This window comes from Labilibacter marinus (genome assembly GCF_001659685.2).
Classification (GTDB): Bacteria; Bacteroidota; Bacteroidia; order Bacteroidales; family Marinilabiliaceae; genus Saccharicrinis; species Saccharicrinis marinus.
In genome coordinates this window covers 57482-72924 of record NZ_LXYE02000004.1, presented here as the reverse complement: position 1 = coordinate 72924, position 15443 = coordinate 57482, and the positions used below count along the sequence as shown (strand labels likewise).

The window sequence follows — 15443 nt, the reverse complement described above, 5'->3', positions numbered from 1 at the left end:
GCATATCCGAGGGAGCTAATTAAGCAAGGCCCATAAATAAAGGTACGGAAGGTTGTTTTAAAATAATTTCAATCCTCTGTACCCCTACGGAACATACTTTTAAAAGTAAAACAGCCCTCTATACCGCTTATCATATACTAAAATAGCTTGACAGATGAATATGCAATTGTAATATAGAAGAACATGACACTACATTAGCAGCTTACAAACTATTAAAATACCCTAAAGTACCATACTATATTTGTTTGTAATTCGATAATTGTGCGCGGATGAAGTCATTTCTAATATGGACAATTTTAAATTAAGAGAATTACCTATCACGAAAGAAGCCATACGTCAATAACCATAAAACGACTCCTTTTTATTAACTAACCACAAGTTGATAATTCTAATGATAGAATAAAAAATTCGTACAAATTACATCATATACATATTAATCTTATTCGGATAAAATATATTCAGAATGCACCCACCCTTCAAATGATACTTTACTCCAATCATCTACTTGGTCTTTAATAACAACACCTGTATTTTCAAACAACACACCTTTCTTAGCTCCTTGTGGCGTTGATCTAATATTTAATTGACTAGGTATTACATTGGCCACTTTGTATGATTCTTTAGCTATCGGTTTAATAGGTATCTGATCTAAATATGTTATCCATACTTCTTCATCTAAATCTATTGTGTTGGCAATAATTGGATATATTCGTTTATAAGCTATTGTACTACTCTCTATCCTTCCCTCATCTTTAATATTGGAGACTGATTTATCTCCCACAAGAAGACAGCCAGCGGTGTCATCATCATCATTACCAATGTGTATTAATATCCATTTAAAATTAGGGACATTCTGAAGATGAAGTGTTCCTTTATGAATTTCAGGAAATCGTTTTTCGTAACTTTCATGCACTCTACCTTCTTTTCGTAGTTTAATCTGGTATCGTCCTGCCGGAATCCTGGTTTCATCATACACTTTAGTATCACGTCCTTCATCTTCGAGCGTATATGCTGCAAATGTTCCATTGATCAATAATAAACCAAGGGTACATTCCTTACCACTACTATATCTAACTACCGTAAGTTCCATAATTAACCTTTTGCGTTTGAGAAATCTTCTTTTGAATTGGCCTTATTGGCCTGATTAGCTATGGTAACATTTTTGTCTGCACTACCTTTACTTGATCCAAAGAAGTAAGATAAAACCATACTAAAACCTGCAACTAATGCACCGAAGAGTTGATTAACAGGTCCGTTAGTGTCGAAACCGTCTGGGTCTTTAATTGCAAAACCAATTAATACAAAAAAACCAACAACAACTACACCTGCAAGAGTCATTAACATCCAATCTCTCTTACCCGTAGCTTTCATCATTTCAACTTCACGATCTCTAGCTCCTTGTCTATCTCCTAAATAAGCTTTGGTTTCTTCTAATTCTAGCTGAGCTGACTGTAAAGCAAGTTTTTCTAACTCTACTTTTTGATTCATTTCAAACTCTTTCAATCTAGCTACTACCTCTGGGTTTTCATTGATCGCTTTCTCAAGCTCTTGCGGATCATCAGAATCAACCCCAACAATATTTTTTACCAAACCAATTATAGGAGATGCTGCACCACCAGTAAGAACATTTGCTAACAGTGGTAGCCCTTTTGAAAGCAGAATTTTCTTAAGAGGACTGTCCTTTCCAAGCATTCTTTTAAAGAAGGGTTTCTTTGACATAGTTATAGGATTTAAAAATATTGATTAATATACATAAAGATGTTTTGTTTTATTAACAAAGTCAAGAATTACTAAAATATTTTCTCGTCATCATATATTACCAAGCTCCTAATATTTAAGCAATACACATTCCTAATAAGACCTCAAAACCAGACCTGCAGGGGATTTAAACTTAGCTCTAAAAATATAGTTACATCTGAGTATTAAGTTAATAAGGTCACACCATAAATATAGGAATTATCAAATTTTAGAATGAAATATGTTTTATCCAATTACCCCTTCCTAAAATCTAAATAGGAAATTTATTATACTTCAATAGATCACAAAGTAGACAAAAAAAACAAGAGGGAAACCTATTGATTTCCCTCTTGTTTTATAATAACATCGAATAAAAATGCGAGAGTAAATTAACTCTAGCTCCTGTGTCGTTTACACTATATTTTTTTAACTTTTACAACACCTTTTCGGTAGGCTTCTAATAGCCTATTTAAGTTACATATTTGCTCACGTATACTAGTTCCAATATCTGTATCTCCAACACAGATACGTTTTGTAGCATGTTCAATCATATTTCGTGTAGAAACGATATCTACCTCATCAGTAATTGCTTTACGTTTTGATTGGAAAGGGGTATGCTCTGCCAAAATTAAGCTATACGAATCATATATTAATGTGTATCCAGCAATACCTGTTACTTTCTGATATGGCTTTGACATTCCGCCATCTATCACAAAAAGTTTCCCTTCCGCTTTAACAGGACTCTCGCCTTTTTTTACTTTAACAGGAACATGACCATTTACAATATGTGATGTTTCTGGATCAAGCCCAAATTCACGTAATATCTTAGAACATGAGTCCTTATCATCTCTTAATTTATAATAGGCATTACTATCTTCTTTCTGTACCTCTTTGTCATCCAAAAAGTATCGCTCAAATGTGGCCATCTTCTTTTTTCCGAATAAAGGAGAGTCTGCTCCACTCCACAAATACCACATATAATCCCGATCCTTGCAAGTTCTCTCAGGATGCTCTCGGTTAAAATATGCGCGCCTGCAAATCAAATCAAATTGATCACACAATGCTTTTCCCTTATATTTATTTCCCTGCAGAATAACCTCTTTAAAATCCCCTTTATCATCCAGTGGAATACATCCATGAAACAATAGATTAGAGTTATAGGCCATATATGTACTTCCTTTAGAGAAAAGTGTTTTAATATGGCTTTGAAGTTTTTCACAGTATAAGAATGAGAAACGAAGTTTTTCCGCCAACTCTTTCTCTTCATCTGTTAATTTGTATGGATCTTTAGGATCTATGGTAGGGAACGATTTATCGTTTAATTCAAGCTCTCGACCATCAATTAATATGGTACCTTTCTCATAATTGATCTTATCCAGCAGTAGTCGGTCTTCCATTCCCATTTCTGGACTACGATGAATAATTTCACTAGCCAGCTTCATCTCAATAACCATGATGGCTTTATGCATTTTGCTGGTCAGTTTTATATGCGTAGATCCCACATTTTCGGGTGGTGTATTTTTAGGAATAAAAGCCTCACACGGATCACCTTTATAGGCTTTCATGGCAAATGTAGCCAAAGGCATCAAGTTTATGCCATACGCATCTTCTAAAGTATCCAAATTATTATACCTGGCACTTAATCTAATAACTGCAGCAATACTCGCTCTTATTCCCGTTGCGGCAGCCATCCACACAATATCATGATTACCCCATTGTATATCCACGGAGTGATGTTTTTGAATAGCATCCATCACCTTATCGGCATATGGACCTCTATCGAAAATATCTCCAATAATATGTAAACGATCAATCAGTAATCGTTGAATAAATTTACTGATGGCAACAATAAAGTGATGCGCCCTATCCACGTCAATGATAGATTGAATGATACAGTCGAAGTATTTCTCTTTTTTGGCATTAGGCTCATTTAGTAATTCATCAATTACATATGAAAAATCCTGAGGCATGGCTTTTCTAACCTTCGATCTTGTATATTTATCTGCAGAAACACGCGCTACTTCAATCAACCTACGCAATGTTATTGCATACCAACTTTGCAAATCATCTTCTTCTTTTGTGATAATTTCCAGTTTCTCCTCGGGATAATATATCAGCGTAGCTAACTGATTTCTTGTTTTTTCGGTTAGTGAATATTGATAAACGGTATCAATCTTTTTACGCACCATACCTGAAGCATTCCTTAAAATATGGCTAAAAGTCTCATATTCACCGTGAATATCCGTCAGAAAATGTTCTGTTCCCTTAGGTAGGTTTAGTATGGATTCCAGATTAATAATTTCGGTACAAGCAGACTGCACTGTAGGAAATTTTTCTGCCAGTAAGTTTAAATATCGTAATTCATCTTCACTATAATTATTCTTTAATAAATCGTCTTTGTCGTAATCTAATACCATAACTATGGGGATAAAAATTTACCATAAAAAACGTCTAAACAAACCATATTTAGACGTTTTTCAATTTACTTTTATATTCTTTAAATAAACACATCAATGTTTAATTGTTCATATTTTTTAAGAAATTCCTTTAATCTAATCGCAATTTTATCGACACCGCCAGCTACATTGGATTCGATATTAATAGGTATAACAGGATCGTGTAAGGATAATCTAACTAAAAACCAACCATCTTCATCTATAGAATTACAATTAACACGAATACCCTCATAATTATCACTCACTGCTTCCCATCCATTATTTAATTGGTGTTCAATATCGGCAATTATTTGTTTACCATATAACCCAAACTCTTCTGTTTCAATACCTACTCTATATTCCTTGCTTTCAATAGGTCTTGGTAACACATCTATTAATTGCGATAGGTTTTTATTTTCTAATCTAAGATTGGCCAACTTAATTAATAATTTAGCCACCAAAAAAGCGCCATCATCTAAAAAGTAATTTTCTTTTAAAGCAGCATGACCACTGGTTTCAATAGCCAACCAACTATCCTCTCCTTCTTCATTTAATCTAATAGATTCATTAATTACATTTTTGTATCCGCGCTTAAATCGCTGATGCTTACCTTTTAGATGATCTTTTATAAACCAAGCCAAACCGTCTGAAGTAATTGAGTCAGTTACAACTGTGCTACCTGGGTGCTCCTCTAATATAACTGCTGAAATTAATGCGATTAGTTCGTTTCTATTAATCGGGTTGCCTTGATTGTCTACAATGGCAGAACGATCTACATCCGTATCGAAGATAATGCCTAAATCAGCCTTCTCTCTTTTTACCGCCTCGCAGATAGAATCCATAGCTTCTTTATCTTCTGGGTTAGGCACATGATTTGGAAAATTACCATCTGGATCTAAAAACTGACTACCCGTAACATCTGCTCCAAGTTGCGAAAGTACTTTATCGGCAAAAAAGCCTCCTGCTCCATTACCTGCATCCACAATAACCTTAAGTCCTTTTAATGGAAGCTGATTATTTACGCCAAACATAACGCCAGAGCGAATAGCATTCACCAAAGAATTGGAATAATTTGATATATAATCTATCATTTTAACAGTTCCTAGTTCCTCTTTTAGCGGCTTTAAACCATCCTGCGCAGCTAAACTCAATATCTCTGTAATATCACTTTTATCGGCACCTCCTTTATTGGTAAAAAACTTTAGTCCATTTCTATTAAACGGAAGATGACTAGCCGTAAGCATTACGCCCGCATCAATAGCAAAATCCTGATCAACCGTAGTCATAAACATAGCAGGTGTTGAAGCTATGCCGCAATCATAAACATTTACTCCAACACTTGTAAGACCTTTTGTAAATGCCTCTTTCAAGCTAGGACCAGTTAAACGCGAATCCATACCTACACCCACGGTTAAATATGTTTTTCCTAAAGTTTGATTTAACCAATGTGCAAATGCCTTTCCAAGCGTTTCTGCTACATCATTGGTTAAATTAACCTCTTCTCCAGGAATGCCTTTCATTGCAACACCCCTTATGTCGGATCCATTTTGAAGTTTTTTCCAATTCACGTTTAAATTCATGTTATATAGTTTTAATAGAGAAAAATACATTCGAATAAGCTTAAACGAACTAAAATGCATAATTGCTATAAGAGATACTTAATGTTTTTTTGTAAAAGTAATACTAATTATAAAATTTCAAGCTTAACTAAATACCGAACATAGCATTCATGATAAACCTACAGTTGCTAGTGCAGATAACTGTAATAAATCTCGTCACTTCATGAAATAATAATTTTTACCTATCTATTGGGTTTGCCGATGATATCCCAAAGTAATGTTACAGTAGCAACACAAATTTATATTCAAACCAAATTAATGAACATATATTATGCATGAACAAATAAGCTACATTGAACGATTTGTTTAATCGCTATTAACGCTTATTGCCTGAGCTATAAAAATAACAAAGGGATCACTGATACAGTGATCCCTTAAAAAATGGTAGTTTTTTGGTATTTAAAATGAGGTACTAATAAACCAAGGTTTGAATAGCATGTGCAGGAATTTCCAATAAAGATTCTGATTCATTTACAATCAATTTGTAACTAATAATCTCGTCAGTATCGTTCATTACCACTGTTACAACGGATTCATCTTTATTGATAAAAGATGTACTGACTAAGTGGCTTCGACTACAGGTTGTGCTCACTCTTTTTGCACCTGGACGAATAAACTTTGAAAAATGACCTATATAGTAATACGAAGGAGTATAAATCAATTCATTCGTTCTTGTATCAGCATGGATAGGGGAAAAACAATAGTTACCTACATGGTTTGGTCCACCAGTATGGTCTAATAATATATTCCAGTCTGTCCAACCCGCAGTACCGCAATTAAAATCGTTAATCATTGATTTACCATAGCGCTCTCCATTGGCCCAACGCTGATAATCTGTTTCAACAAAAGCTTCTATGCATCCTTCGGTAAAAAGCAGATTCTTTTCTGGAAAGGATTCTTTTACATTACGAAGGTTGTCCCACATCGATTCTCCTCCAGCCCAACGCTCGTACCAATGAAAACCAATTCCCCAAGCGTATTTTGCCGCTTCAGGATCGCCAAAAATAGTATTAGCACGGTGCGAAATTAAATCTCGATTATGATCCCAAACTACAATATTCTTATCCCCTAAGCCTTCTTTCTCCAGCGTTGGTCCTAAGTAATTCTTCAAAAAGTCTCGTTCCTCTTCTGCTGTATAAACACATGACTCCCAAGTTTGAACTGCCATAGGTTCGTTTTGTATAGTTAAGCCCCAAATTGGAAATCCTTCGGCTTCGTAAGCTTTTATAAATTTGGCATAATACGATGCCCACGATTGGTAATATTCAGGTAATAGTTTTCCACCTTTAAGCATATCCTTTTTCCCTTTCATAAAAGCAGGAGGACTCCATGGACTTACATAAAAAAGAAGAGATTCAGAAGCAGCTTCCATCGCTCTTTTTATCATAGGGATTCTAAATTCTCTATCATGATCTATATCAAAGCTTTTAAGCTCTATATCTCCATCTTCGACGTAAGTATAGCTTTCTGAACTAAAATCACAACTATGTATAGTAGTTCGTAATAAACTATAATCTATTCCATCAATACCATAATAAGCATTAATCAGCTCGTTTCGTTTGTCTTTACTCAGCTTAGCAAACACCTCGGCAGATGCATCAGTAATGGCACCACCAATTCCAATAAATGTTTGAAATTGTTTTTCTGGTTTAACGAAAACTGCGATATCGGTTTCTAAAGGTTGCTTAGATTCTTTGAACTCTAATTTATGCGTAAACGATAACCTTTCCTTCGTATTTTCAGCCGTAGTATAAACATTAACCTTTTTACCAATGGTAGAGTAGCTCGTTTTCTCTATTGTAGTTTTTACTTCCTTTTTCGCAGTACAGCTATAAAGGAGTACTATGATTATTAATATCCAATAATTCTTCATCATGTATATTTTTTACTGTTTCCACACATAAGTACCTACCGACTTAGAGGCTAAGGTTGTAGAAATCATTTCATCATTCCATTCTATATTAAACTCTTTCTCTCCATCCGACTCATTTAAAATAACTAATACCATATCCCCGTTAGGTGTTTTATAAGCTACATTGGGCAAGTCAGATGGCAAATTAGTTTGAATTCGGACAGAGCCTGGGCGTACAAACTTTGATGCATGGGCTATAATATAATAAGCCGGATTACGAAGCACCGTATTTCCATCTATCGTTAGCGCCCCTAAGCACTCTGTACATCCACCGTCGGTATGAGGTTCTAAATTAGAATCTGCTGCTAGGTTCCACTCCAACACGGTTTTGCACCAATTTTGAGAGGCTCCAATAATTAAATTACGAATATGCCATACTAAATCATCACCAAAGCTACCTGGGGCACCAATCCATTGTTCCGTGAAATACAGATTTTTGTCTGGATGTGCATTATGAACACTACTTAGATTTCCAATTTCACCTCCATATAAATGGAAAGCGGAACCATCGATATACTTTTTGGCATCAGCATCATTTAATATGCCGATTGGGTAATCAGTATGATCCGCATTATGATCATATACGATAATTTTAGTATTTATTCCTGCAGTTTCAAAAGAAGGGCCTAAGGCCGACTTAACAAATAAAGCCTGGTCGTTAGCTGGCATGTACATACTAGGATTGTTTCCTGGATGTAAAGGTTCATTTTGAATTGTTATTGCATCAATGACAATACCCTCTTTGGCCATTTCTTCAATGTATTTCACGAAGTAATTAGCATATGCTTGGTAATATTCAGGCTTTAACTCTCCTCCTTTTGTAGCATTATTGCTTTTCATCCAGGTAGGCGGCGACCATGGTGACCCCAGTATTTTTATATTGGGGTTAATGGCCAAAATTTCTTTTAAAATTGGAATTAAATAAGTTTTATCTGGTGCCAATGAAAATTTCTGCATATCCTCATCCGTTTCACCAGCAGATAAGTCATTATAAGAAAAAGTATATGCATCCAAATCAGAAGCTCCAATGCTTACTCTTAAATAACTAACTCCAATATTTTCATCATCATAGGCAAATAGTTCATTGAGCAATGCACTTCTTTGCGAGGAACCCATATTTGCTAAATGCATGGCACTTCCCCCCGTTAAGGTGAAACCAAAACCATCCATTTCTTGAAACGTTTGAGCAGTGTTAATCTTGATTGTTGGATTATTATTTGGCTTAACCTGAGAGAATTGTTTATCTATATTTTTAAATTTTGATACCCCATCGTAGGTAGATAGATAAAATTGTACATCATATGGATCCGAAATTTCAGGAGGGGGTGGCATATTATTTTCCGAATCATCAGAACATTGCACGCCCAACATACTTATTAACACTGCAACTAATGTTAGTAATGACATCTTTATTCGCATTTTTAATGTTTTAAAAATCAAAGGCGAAACGAGACTTTCTTAGCCCTTGCCTCGTTTCGCTTTTTAATTAATTATTATTGAACTACAAACTCATACGTTCCTGTAGAGTAATCTGAAGTAAGTTCTACGGACACCTTATAAGTACCTGAATTGATGATGTTTGTAAAGTTTGATCCGCCTTTATTGGTCATTGTTCCGCTTAAAGCTGAAGGATCATCTGAACCAAAATCATTATCCCAAGGAGAGAAGAACTTATGATCGAAATCGGCTGTTAAATCCGCCGTTAAGTTCCATTTATAAGGATGTTCATAAGTCATTAAGAATTCTTCTCTATCATCCCAACCTTGATTTTGCTCATCCCAATGGAACATAAATAAATTGTAATACGACCATTTTAATATAGCCTCAGTAAAATTAATTTCGAGCTGATATGCTTGTTCTCTTTCCACTGCGATATCACCTGCAACATCAAACATATTAGCACTTACCGAAACTCGGGCTCCATCGGGAGCATCAGTAACTCCCAGATTCACATCAATAGTATATGATTTCCCTGTACCATCGGATGCTGTATTCAGCTGATAAGTTACGCCAGTTTGTAAAGCCAAATTCTGCGTAGTGGTAAATACATCTCCATCTTTAGTCAATTGATCAACTATCGTACCGTCTCCTAATAAGAATAAGGTTTCTGGTGCTTCAATCGGATCAGACCCTTCTGGAGCGTCAGGATCTTCTTCGATACTGTAGGTATAACCATTGGCCGATAAATCGATAGTTAATATATGTACCCCTTTAACATCAGTAGGTATATCTTCATATGAAACACCTTGAGATTCGGCATCGCTTTCCGCTACAAGCTGGTCTGTAGTTCCAACCACACGCTTCATAATATTGACCCAATCTTTATTTGATCTTAAAATAAAACCGCCTTCATCTATAAAGTTGATACTCGCCTTAAATACACCTAAACCTTGATATTCCAACAATTGGTCTCCTCCCCAACCTGTTTCAAAAACACCACCAATAGCGCCAATAAAATCTACTTTAAACAGGGCGTAAGTGTTATTATCTAAATCGATATTGATTTTATATACAGCCTCTTCACTTACACTTAAAGCTACTCCAGACTTAACAAGTTCACCTTCTGCTCCGCCATATTTATGTGCTGGCAAACTTTGACCACTGTAAAACATAAAGGTTTTATCTGCTAAAAGCTTAGTATAAACCTCGTATTTATTCGAAGGATTTAAATCTTCATCATTTAACCTTTTAAGTTGAATAGCTTTGCTTAGGTCATCGCCATTTTCAGTAGCCTCTCCTGAAACAAACAGTTGTTCTGGGATTATTTCTGTCTCAAAACGTTTTACAGAAATCTCATCCGATGTTGTATTTGAAACTTTACTCAAACAAATGGCTTTAACTACATACTTTATCGTTCCTACCTCATTGGCAGGAAAATCAGCCATGGACATAGCTTCATCCAATTTATTAGCTAGTACAACAGCTTTCGTATCTTTTCCACCATTAGTTGATTCTACAACCATTATAGGTAAATCTTCAGGACTAGCATTAGATTTTACAATATGTAACTCGTAAGATACGTTGTACTTGGCCGATGATTCGGCAGGATGCCACGAAAACAATAACTCCTCATTAGGCTTTGACTCATCCAACACTACATTATCACCACCACTAAAACCAAGTTGTGTTGGTGTAGATAACTCCCATTGTCCTTCTGGTTGAAGATTGCTCTTTTCTTCACAGCCCCATGCCATTAACATGACAAGTAGGGCTAACAGTATATTTATATTCTTATACATCTTTAATATTTTTAGATTTTAGTTAGATGGATTCGGATCTAAAGCAGGGTTTCTATCCAGCTCTTGCTGAGGGATAGGTAAAAGTATTTTTGCTTCTGTCATGTTATAATCAACAGCCTGATTATCGCGTAAATCAATCTCCACCAAGTCATTCATTGTTTGAACAGCAACTCCATAACGCACCAAATCGTCCCAACGCTGACCTTCTTGCGCCAACTCTAACCTACGCTCGTTTAAAATGGCTATACGCAAAGCTTCTTTACTGCTCTTTTTATCATCGCTTAACTTATCTAAGTTCACACGGCCTCGGATAAGATCTACTTCTGCCGCAGCTAATCCTAATTGATCCGTTTCGTTTAATGCTTCTGCTTTCAACAAAACAATATCTCCATATCTAACTATATATTGACGATCGGTACTTGACCATCCCATAGCGTTTTTCCACTTATATGAAAAGGCCACCGAACTACCCATAGCATTTCCCCAATATTCATCCACCCAATCATTTATTTCTTCAAATAAAACGCTGGCATTCTTTCTAATATCATCACCCTCTGCATCAAAAGCATTCACTAAATCATTGGATGGTGTTACAAATTTCCTCCATGTATCGCCACTTATTGAAGGTGGCAATAACATTTGTGGAGCCCAGTTACCTTCATCACCACCTATATATTGAATTTCAAGAATAGACTCTGCATTATTGTAATGATTTCCATCAAATAGATGACCGTAGTCAATCAATTGATAATTCGCTTCACTATCCTCCACTTTAGTAATATATTCAAGTGCTTTTGAATAATCTGGTACAGGCTTTTGTGCACAAGCTTTAGCTGCTAAAGCATTGGCAGCACCTGCTGTTGCTCTAGCTTTATTAATGCTAGCATCGTCGCCATAAACATCTGGTAATAAACCAGCCGATATATCTAAATCTTTTAATATTTGTTCGAATACTTCTGCCGCTGTTGAGCGTGGAATATTTACTGCATCTGGATCTGTAGATGATGTAGGTGCTAAAATTAAAGGCACTCCGCCGAACATATTAACCAAATTGTAATAGTGGTAAGCTCTTAAAAAATAAGCCTCCCCTTTTATTTGATTTCTTCGTTCATCCGTTAATAAGGGATCATTTATTCCATCTACTTTATCTAAAACTATATTAGCTTTTAAAATAGCATTGTATAAATTCGACCAACTTTGATATACTTTGGAGTTAGTGGCTGAAATTTTTAATAAATCCATTTCAAACATCTCTGGATTATCTCCTCCAGCATAATGATTATCAGATCTTACATCCTGAAAAAGGATATTATTCCATACATACGCATCCGATTGAAAGGATTCGTAAGTTCCTGTTAAAGCAGCCTCTATTTGGCTGTACGACTCATATGCTGTTGCTGTGGTTTCTTCAGATATGGGTTTTAAGTCAAGAAAATCATCACATGACCATGCCGAAACCGCCACCAAACCAGCTATTATATATGCTTTTATTTTCATCTTTATCATTCTTTAAAAAGTAACATTTAAACCAAAAATCACATTACGAGTTTGAGGATAGGTTCCATAATCAATCCCTTTCATTGTATTTGATCCGCCAAAGGCATTAACCTCCGGGTCAAAACCAGTGTAGTCAGTTAGAGTAAACAAGTTTTCGCCTGTTGCATAAACTTTTACCCTATTCAGCTTAATTTTTTCCAGTAATTTTTGCGGTAAATTATAACTTAAAGTGATTGTTTTTACTCTTAAGTAAGATGCATCCTCAATAAAACGAGTTGATATTCTTGAGTTGTCTGTACTTGCCCAACTAGCTTTAGGAATATCGGTAATATCACCCGGTTGGCGCCACCTGTTATTTGTCGTTAATAATTGGTTTTTAGGATCGCTCATTCCTTCTGAATCAATTCTTGTTGCATTCAGCATATCATTACCATAGCTTCCCTCTAAGAAAACGGTTAATTCAAGATCTTTATAAGCAACTGTATTATTTAATCCATAAAAGAAGTCGGGGTTAGCATCTCCAATAACGGTTCTGTCTTCTGGTGTTGGTGCAAAAGTACTTTCTCCATTTCTATCAATATAATAACCGTTTCCTGTTTCAGGATCTACTCCACCCCAAACATATCCATATAAGGTACCTAAGGGTTGACCTTCTTCTAACAATATCGCTTCGCCTCTACCTGCAACATTACCCATTGGCAAACTTTCTACCACAAGATTTGTCACTTCATTTCGATTAAACGAAATATTAAATGTAGAACTCCACTTAATAGCTTTATCTATATTAACTGTATTCAGGCTAAACTCAATTCCTTTATTTTCTAAGTTTCCAATGTTCTGTAATGCATTATCGTACCCTGTACTATGCGGAAGCGGTGCGTCTAATAATAAGTCCTTTGTTTGTCTTAAATATGCATCGGCGGTTAATTGCACACGCCCATTAAGCATACTAAAATCTAAACCTAAATTAGTTTGCTCCGATTCCTCCCATTTTAAAGTGTTGTTATCAATAGCAGAAGGATAAGTTCCTGGCATAGCTTGCCCTCCAATAGGGTAATTAGCTCCAGAACCCGATAATCCGAAATATGCATAATTACGAATTTGATCGTTACCTACAATACCCCAACCTAAACGTAATTTTAAGTCATTTAAAAAACCTAAGCCTTCCATCCATGATTCTTGAGAAAGACGCCATCCTGCTGAGAATGATGGAAAATATCCCCAACGGTTTTCAGGACCAAAAGCACTTGAAGCATCTGCTCTAAAGTTAGCTGTTAGCAAATACTTATCTGCAAAAGCATAATTTAAACGACTGATAAAAGACGTATTTGTTTTCTCCGATTTGTTATTACCTGCGGAAGTGATGATTGAACCTGCATTGGTTGTTTTAACACCATTACTTGAAAAATTTTCTGTAGAGATATAATTGTTTTCCCATAAAAACTTTTGAGCTACACCACCCACTAAAGCTTCAATGGCATGGTTATCTAACTTTTTATTGTATGATAAAGTATTCTCCATCATCCAATACGTAGAACGATCCGTATTATTGGTTCCGATTCCACTTTTGGCTCTACCAAAACTGGTTAAATAAGGATCTAAAAAGTAATCGTAAACGCCGTTACTAAAGTCAACTCCAAAATTACTTTTAAAAGTAAAATCTTTTAAGAAATCAATATTAATATACATATTTCCTAAAAAACGATCGCTCTTATATTCTCTTTCAGAACCATCCGTACTAGCGATTGGATTTTCCCAGTTTTGAAAAGGGTTTGAAGTAAATGTTCCATCCTCATTATAAATACCAATAACGGATGGTGTATTAATAACGCCTGTTAAAACACCACCTTGGTTTACTGCATTATTATCATTTACATCTACATCAGAATATTTGGTATAGGCGATTCTAGTTCCTAAACTCAACCAGTCATTTACCTCTTGATCAAGATTTATTTTGAAGTTGGCTCTGTCCATCTTTGAACTTCGAATAGCTCCTTCTTGCTTTACCCAACCTCCTGAAATATAGTAGTTAGTTTTTTCGCTTCCACCAGAAACGGATAATTGATAGTTTTGAGATACACCTCTTTGGAAGACTTCATTTTGCCAATCGGTATTTTTATTATATCGATCCCAGTCGGTTGACTGTCCCATTTCTGTCATTAAATCGCGGTATTGCTCACCGTTTAACACCTCTAAAGTATTCCATACCTCTGAAAAACCAACATAGGCATCTAAACTAACTTGTGTTTTACCGCTCTTTCCTCTTTTGGTAGTTATTAAAACAACTCCATTAGCACCCTGTGCTCCATAAATAGCAGCAGAAGAAGCATCCTTTAGTACTGTCATTGTTTCAACATCAGCAGGGTTTAAGGAACGAGTATCACTTGTAGGAATACCATCTACTACGTAAAGTGGCTCACTACCAGCAGTAATAGAGTTGGTTCCTCTAACGCGAATACTAATACCTTCGGATGGTTTTCCAGAACCTGATACAACGCGAACCCCAGCTGCTCTACCTTGTAGTAACGAACCCAACTGAGTATTAGGTCTCGATTCTAGCTCATCAGCAGCAACTACTGCTACCGACCCTGTAATATCTTTCTTTTCTTGCGTACCATATCCTACCACAATAACTTCATCCAAGCCTAAAACTTCTTCTTCCAAAATCGCATCAATAACGTTTCGACCTAAAATACTTTGCTCTTGTGTTAGCATACCTATGAAGCTATATACCAAAATACCTTCTGTTGGTATTTCACCAGTAAGTACATAATTCCCATCAAATCCTGTAATGGTTCCTATGGTAGTACCTTTTAATACCACGGATACACCAGGAATGGGCTCTCCAGAATTATCTAGCACTTTTCCTTTAATTGTTGATTGTTGGGCTACAGCAGTTAAGGACATCATTAGTCCAATAACTGTGCATAAGATAAGCTTATGATATACCCTTAATACAGATTTATACATTCTTATTTTATTATAGATTAAAAAATATCGCTTA

Annotated in this window: 9 protein-coding genes; all 9 read right to left on the bottom strand. The window is 35.7% G+C overall.

All coding sequences use genetic code 11. The features are described from left to right. Positions 1-439 precede the first annotated feature (439 nt). Positions 440-1090: a DUF5675 family protein gene (locus A8L32_RS02730; protein WP_066627513.1), complete on the bottom strand. Its 651-nt coding sequence runs from the start codon at positions 1088-1090 to the stop codon at positions 440-442. A 2-nt stretch (positions 1091-1092) separates the two neighbouring features. After that, positions 1093-1719 carry a hypothetical protein gene (locus A8L32_RS02725; RefSeq protein ID WP_066627505.1) on the bottom strand — a complete coding sequence of 209 codons (627 nt, stop codon included), beginning with the start codon at positions 1717-1719 and terminating at the stop codon, positions 1093-1095. 434 nt (positions 1720-2153) lie between these two features. Beyond that, a complete protein-coding gene (locus tag A8L32_RS02720; RefSeq protein ID WP_066627503.1) occupies positions 2154-4154 on the bottom strand; it encodes a fructose-bisphosphatase class III in 2001 nt (666 codons plus the stop codon). A gap of 80 nt (positions 4155-4234) precedes the next feature. Beyond that, the gene (locus tag A8L32_RS02715) at positions 4235-5752 is read right to left on the bottom strand and encodes a phosphohexomutase domain-containing protein (RefSeq protein WP_066627528.1); all 1518 of its coding nucleotides are present in this window, start codon (positions 5750-5752) and stop codon (positions 4235-4237) included. A gap of 451 nt (positions 5753-6203) precedes the next feature. After that, the gene (locus tag A8L32_RS02710) at positions 6204-7667 is read right to left on the bottom strand and encodes a glycoside hydrolase family 30 protein (protein ID WP_066627500.1); all 1464 of its coding nucleotides are present in this window, start codon (positions 7665-7667) and stop codon (positions 6204-6206) included. 9 nt (positions 7668-7676) lie between these two features. Continuing rightward, complete coding sequence (locus A8L32_RS02705; RefSeq protein WP_198931719.1) at positions 7677-9110, bottom strand: glycoside hydrolase family 30 protein; 1434 nt, start codon at positions 9108-9110, stop codon at positions 7677-7679. Positions 9111-9196: 86 nt separating this feature from the next. Then, positions 9197-10942, bottom strand: coding sequence for a SusE domain-containing protein (locus A8L32_RS02700; RefSeq protein ID WP_075589998.1), 1746 nt, complete (start codon positions 10940-10942; stop codon positions 9197-9199). 18 nt (positions 10943-10960) lie between these two features. After that, positions 10961-12439 carry a RagB/SusD family nutrient uptake outer membrane protein gene (locus A8L32_RS02695; protein ID WP_198931718.1) on the bottom strand — a complete coding sequence of 493 codons (1479 nt, stop codon included), beginning with the start codon at positions 12437-12439 and terminating at the stop codon, positions 10961-10963. A gap of 12 nt (positions 12440-12451) precedes the next feature. Beyond that, a complete protein-coding gene (locus A8L32_RS02690; protein ID WP_066627491.1) occupies positions 12452-15409 on the bottom strand; it encodes a SusC/RagA family TonB-linked outer membrane protein in 2958 nt (985 codons plus the stop codon). Positions 15410-15443 lie beyond the last annotated feature (34 nt).

Excerpts from the sequence above, each read along its gene's own strand:
- A8L32_RS02730 (WP_066627513.1), bottom strand. The coding sequence starts at position 1,090 with ATGGAACTTACGGTAGTTAGATATAGTAGTGGTAAGGAATGTACCCTT.
- A8L32_RS02725 (WP_066627505.1), bottom strand. The coding sequence starts at position 1,719 with ATGTCAAAGAAACCCTTCTTTAAAAGAATGCTTGGAAAGGACAGTCCT.
- A8L32_RS02720 (WP_066627503.1), bottom strand. The coding sequence starts at position 4,154 with ATGGTATTAGATTACGACAAAGACGATTTATTAAAGAATAATTATAGT.
- A8L32_RS02715 (WP_066627528.1), bottom strand. The coding sequence starts at position 5,752 with ATGAATTTAAACGTGAATTGGAAAAAACTTCAAAATGGATCCGACATA.
- A8L32_RS02710 (WP_066627500.1), bottom strand. The coding sequence starts at position 7,667 with ATGATGAAGAATTATTGGATATTAATAATCATAGTACTCCTTTATAGC.
- A8L32_RS02705 (WP_198931719.1), bottom strand. The coding sequence starts at position 9,110 with ATGTCATTACTAACATTAGTTGCAGTGTTAATAAGTATGTTGGGCGTG.
- A8L32_RS02700 (WP_075589998.1), bottom strand. The coding sequence starts at position 10,942 with ATGTATAAGAATATAAATATACTGTTAGCCCTACTTGTCATGTTAATG.
- A8L32_RS02695 (WP_198931718.1), bottom strand. The coding sequence starts at position 12,439 with ATGAAAATAAAAGCATATATAATAGCTGGTTTGGTGGCGGTTTCGGCA.
- A8L32_RS02690 (WP_066627491.1), bottom strand. The coding sequence starts at position 15,409 with ATGTATAAATCTGTATTAAGGGTATATCATAAGCTTATCTTATGCACA.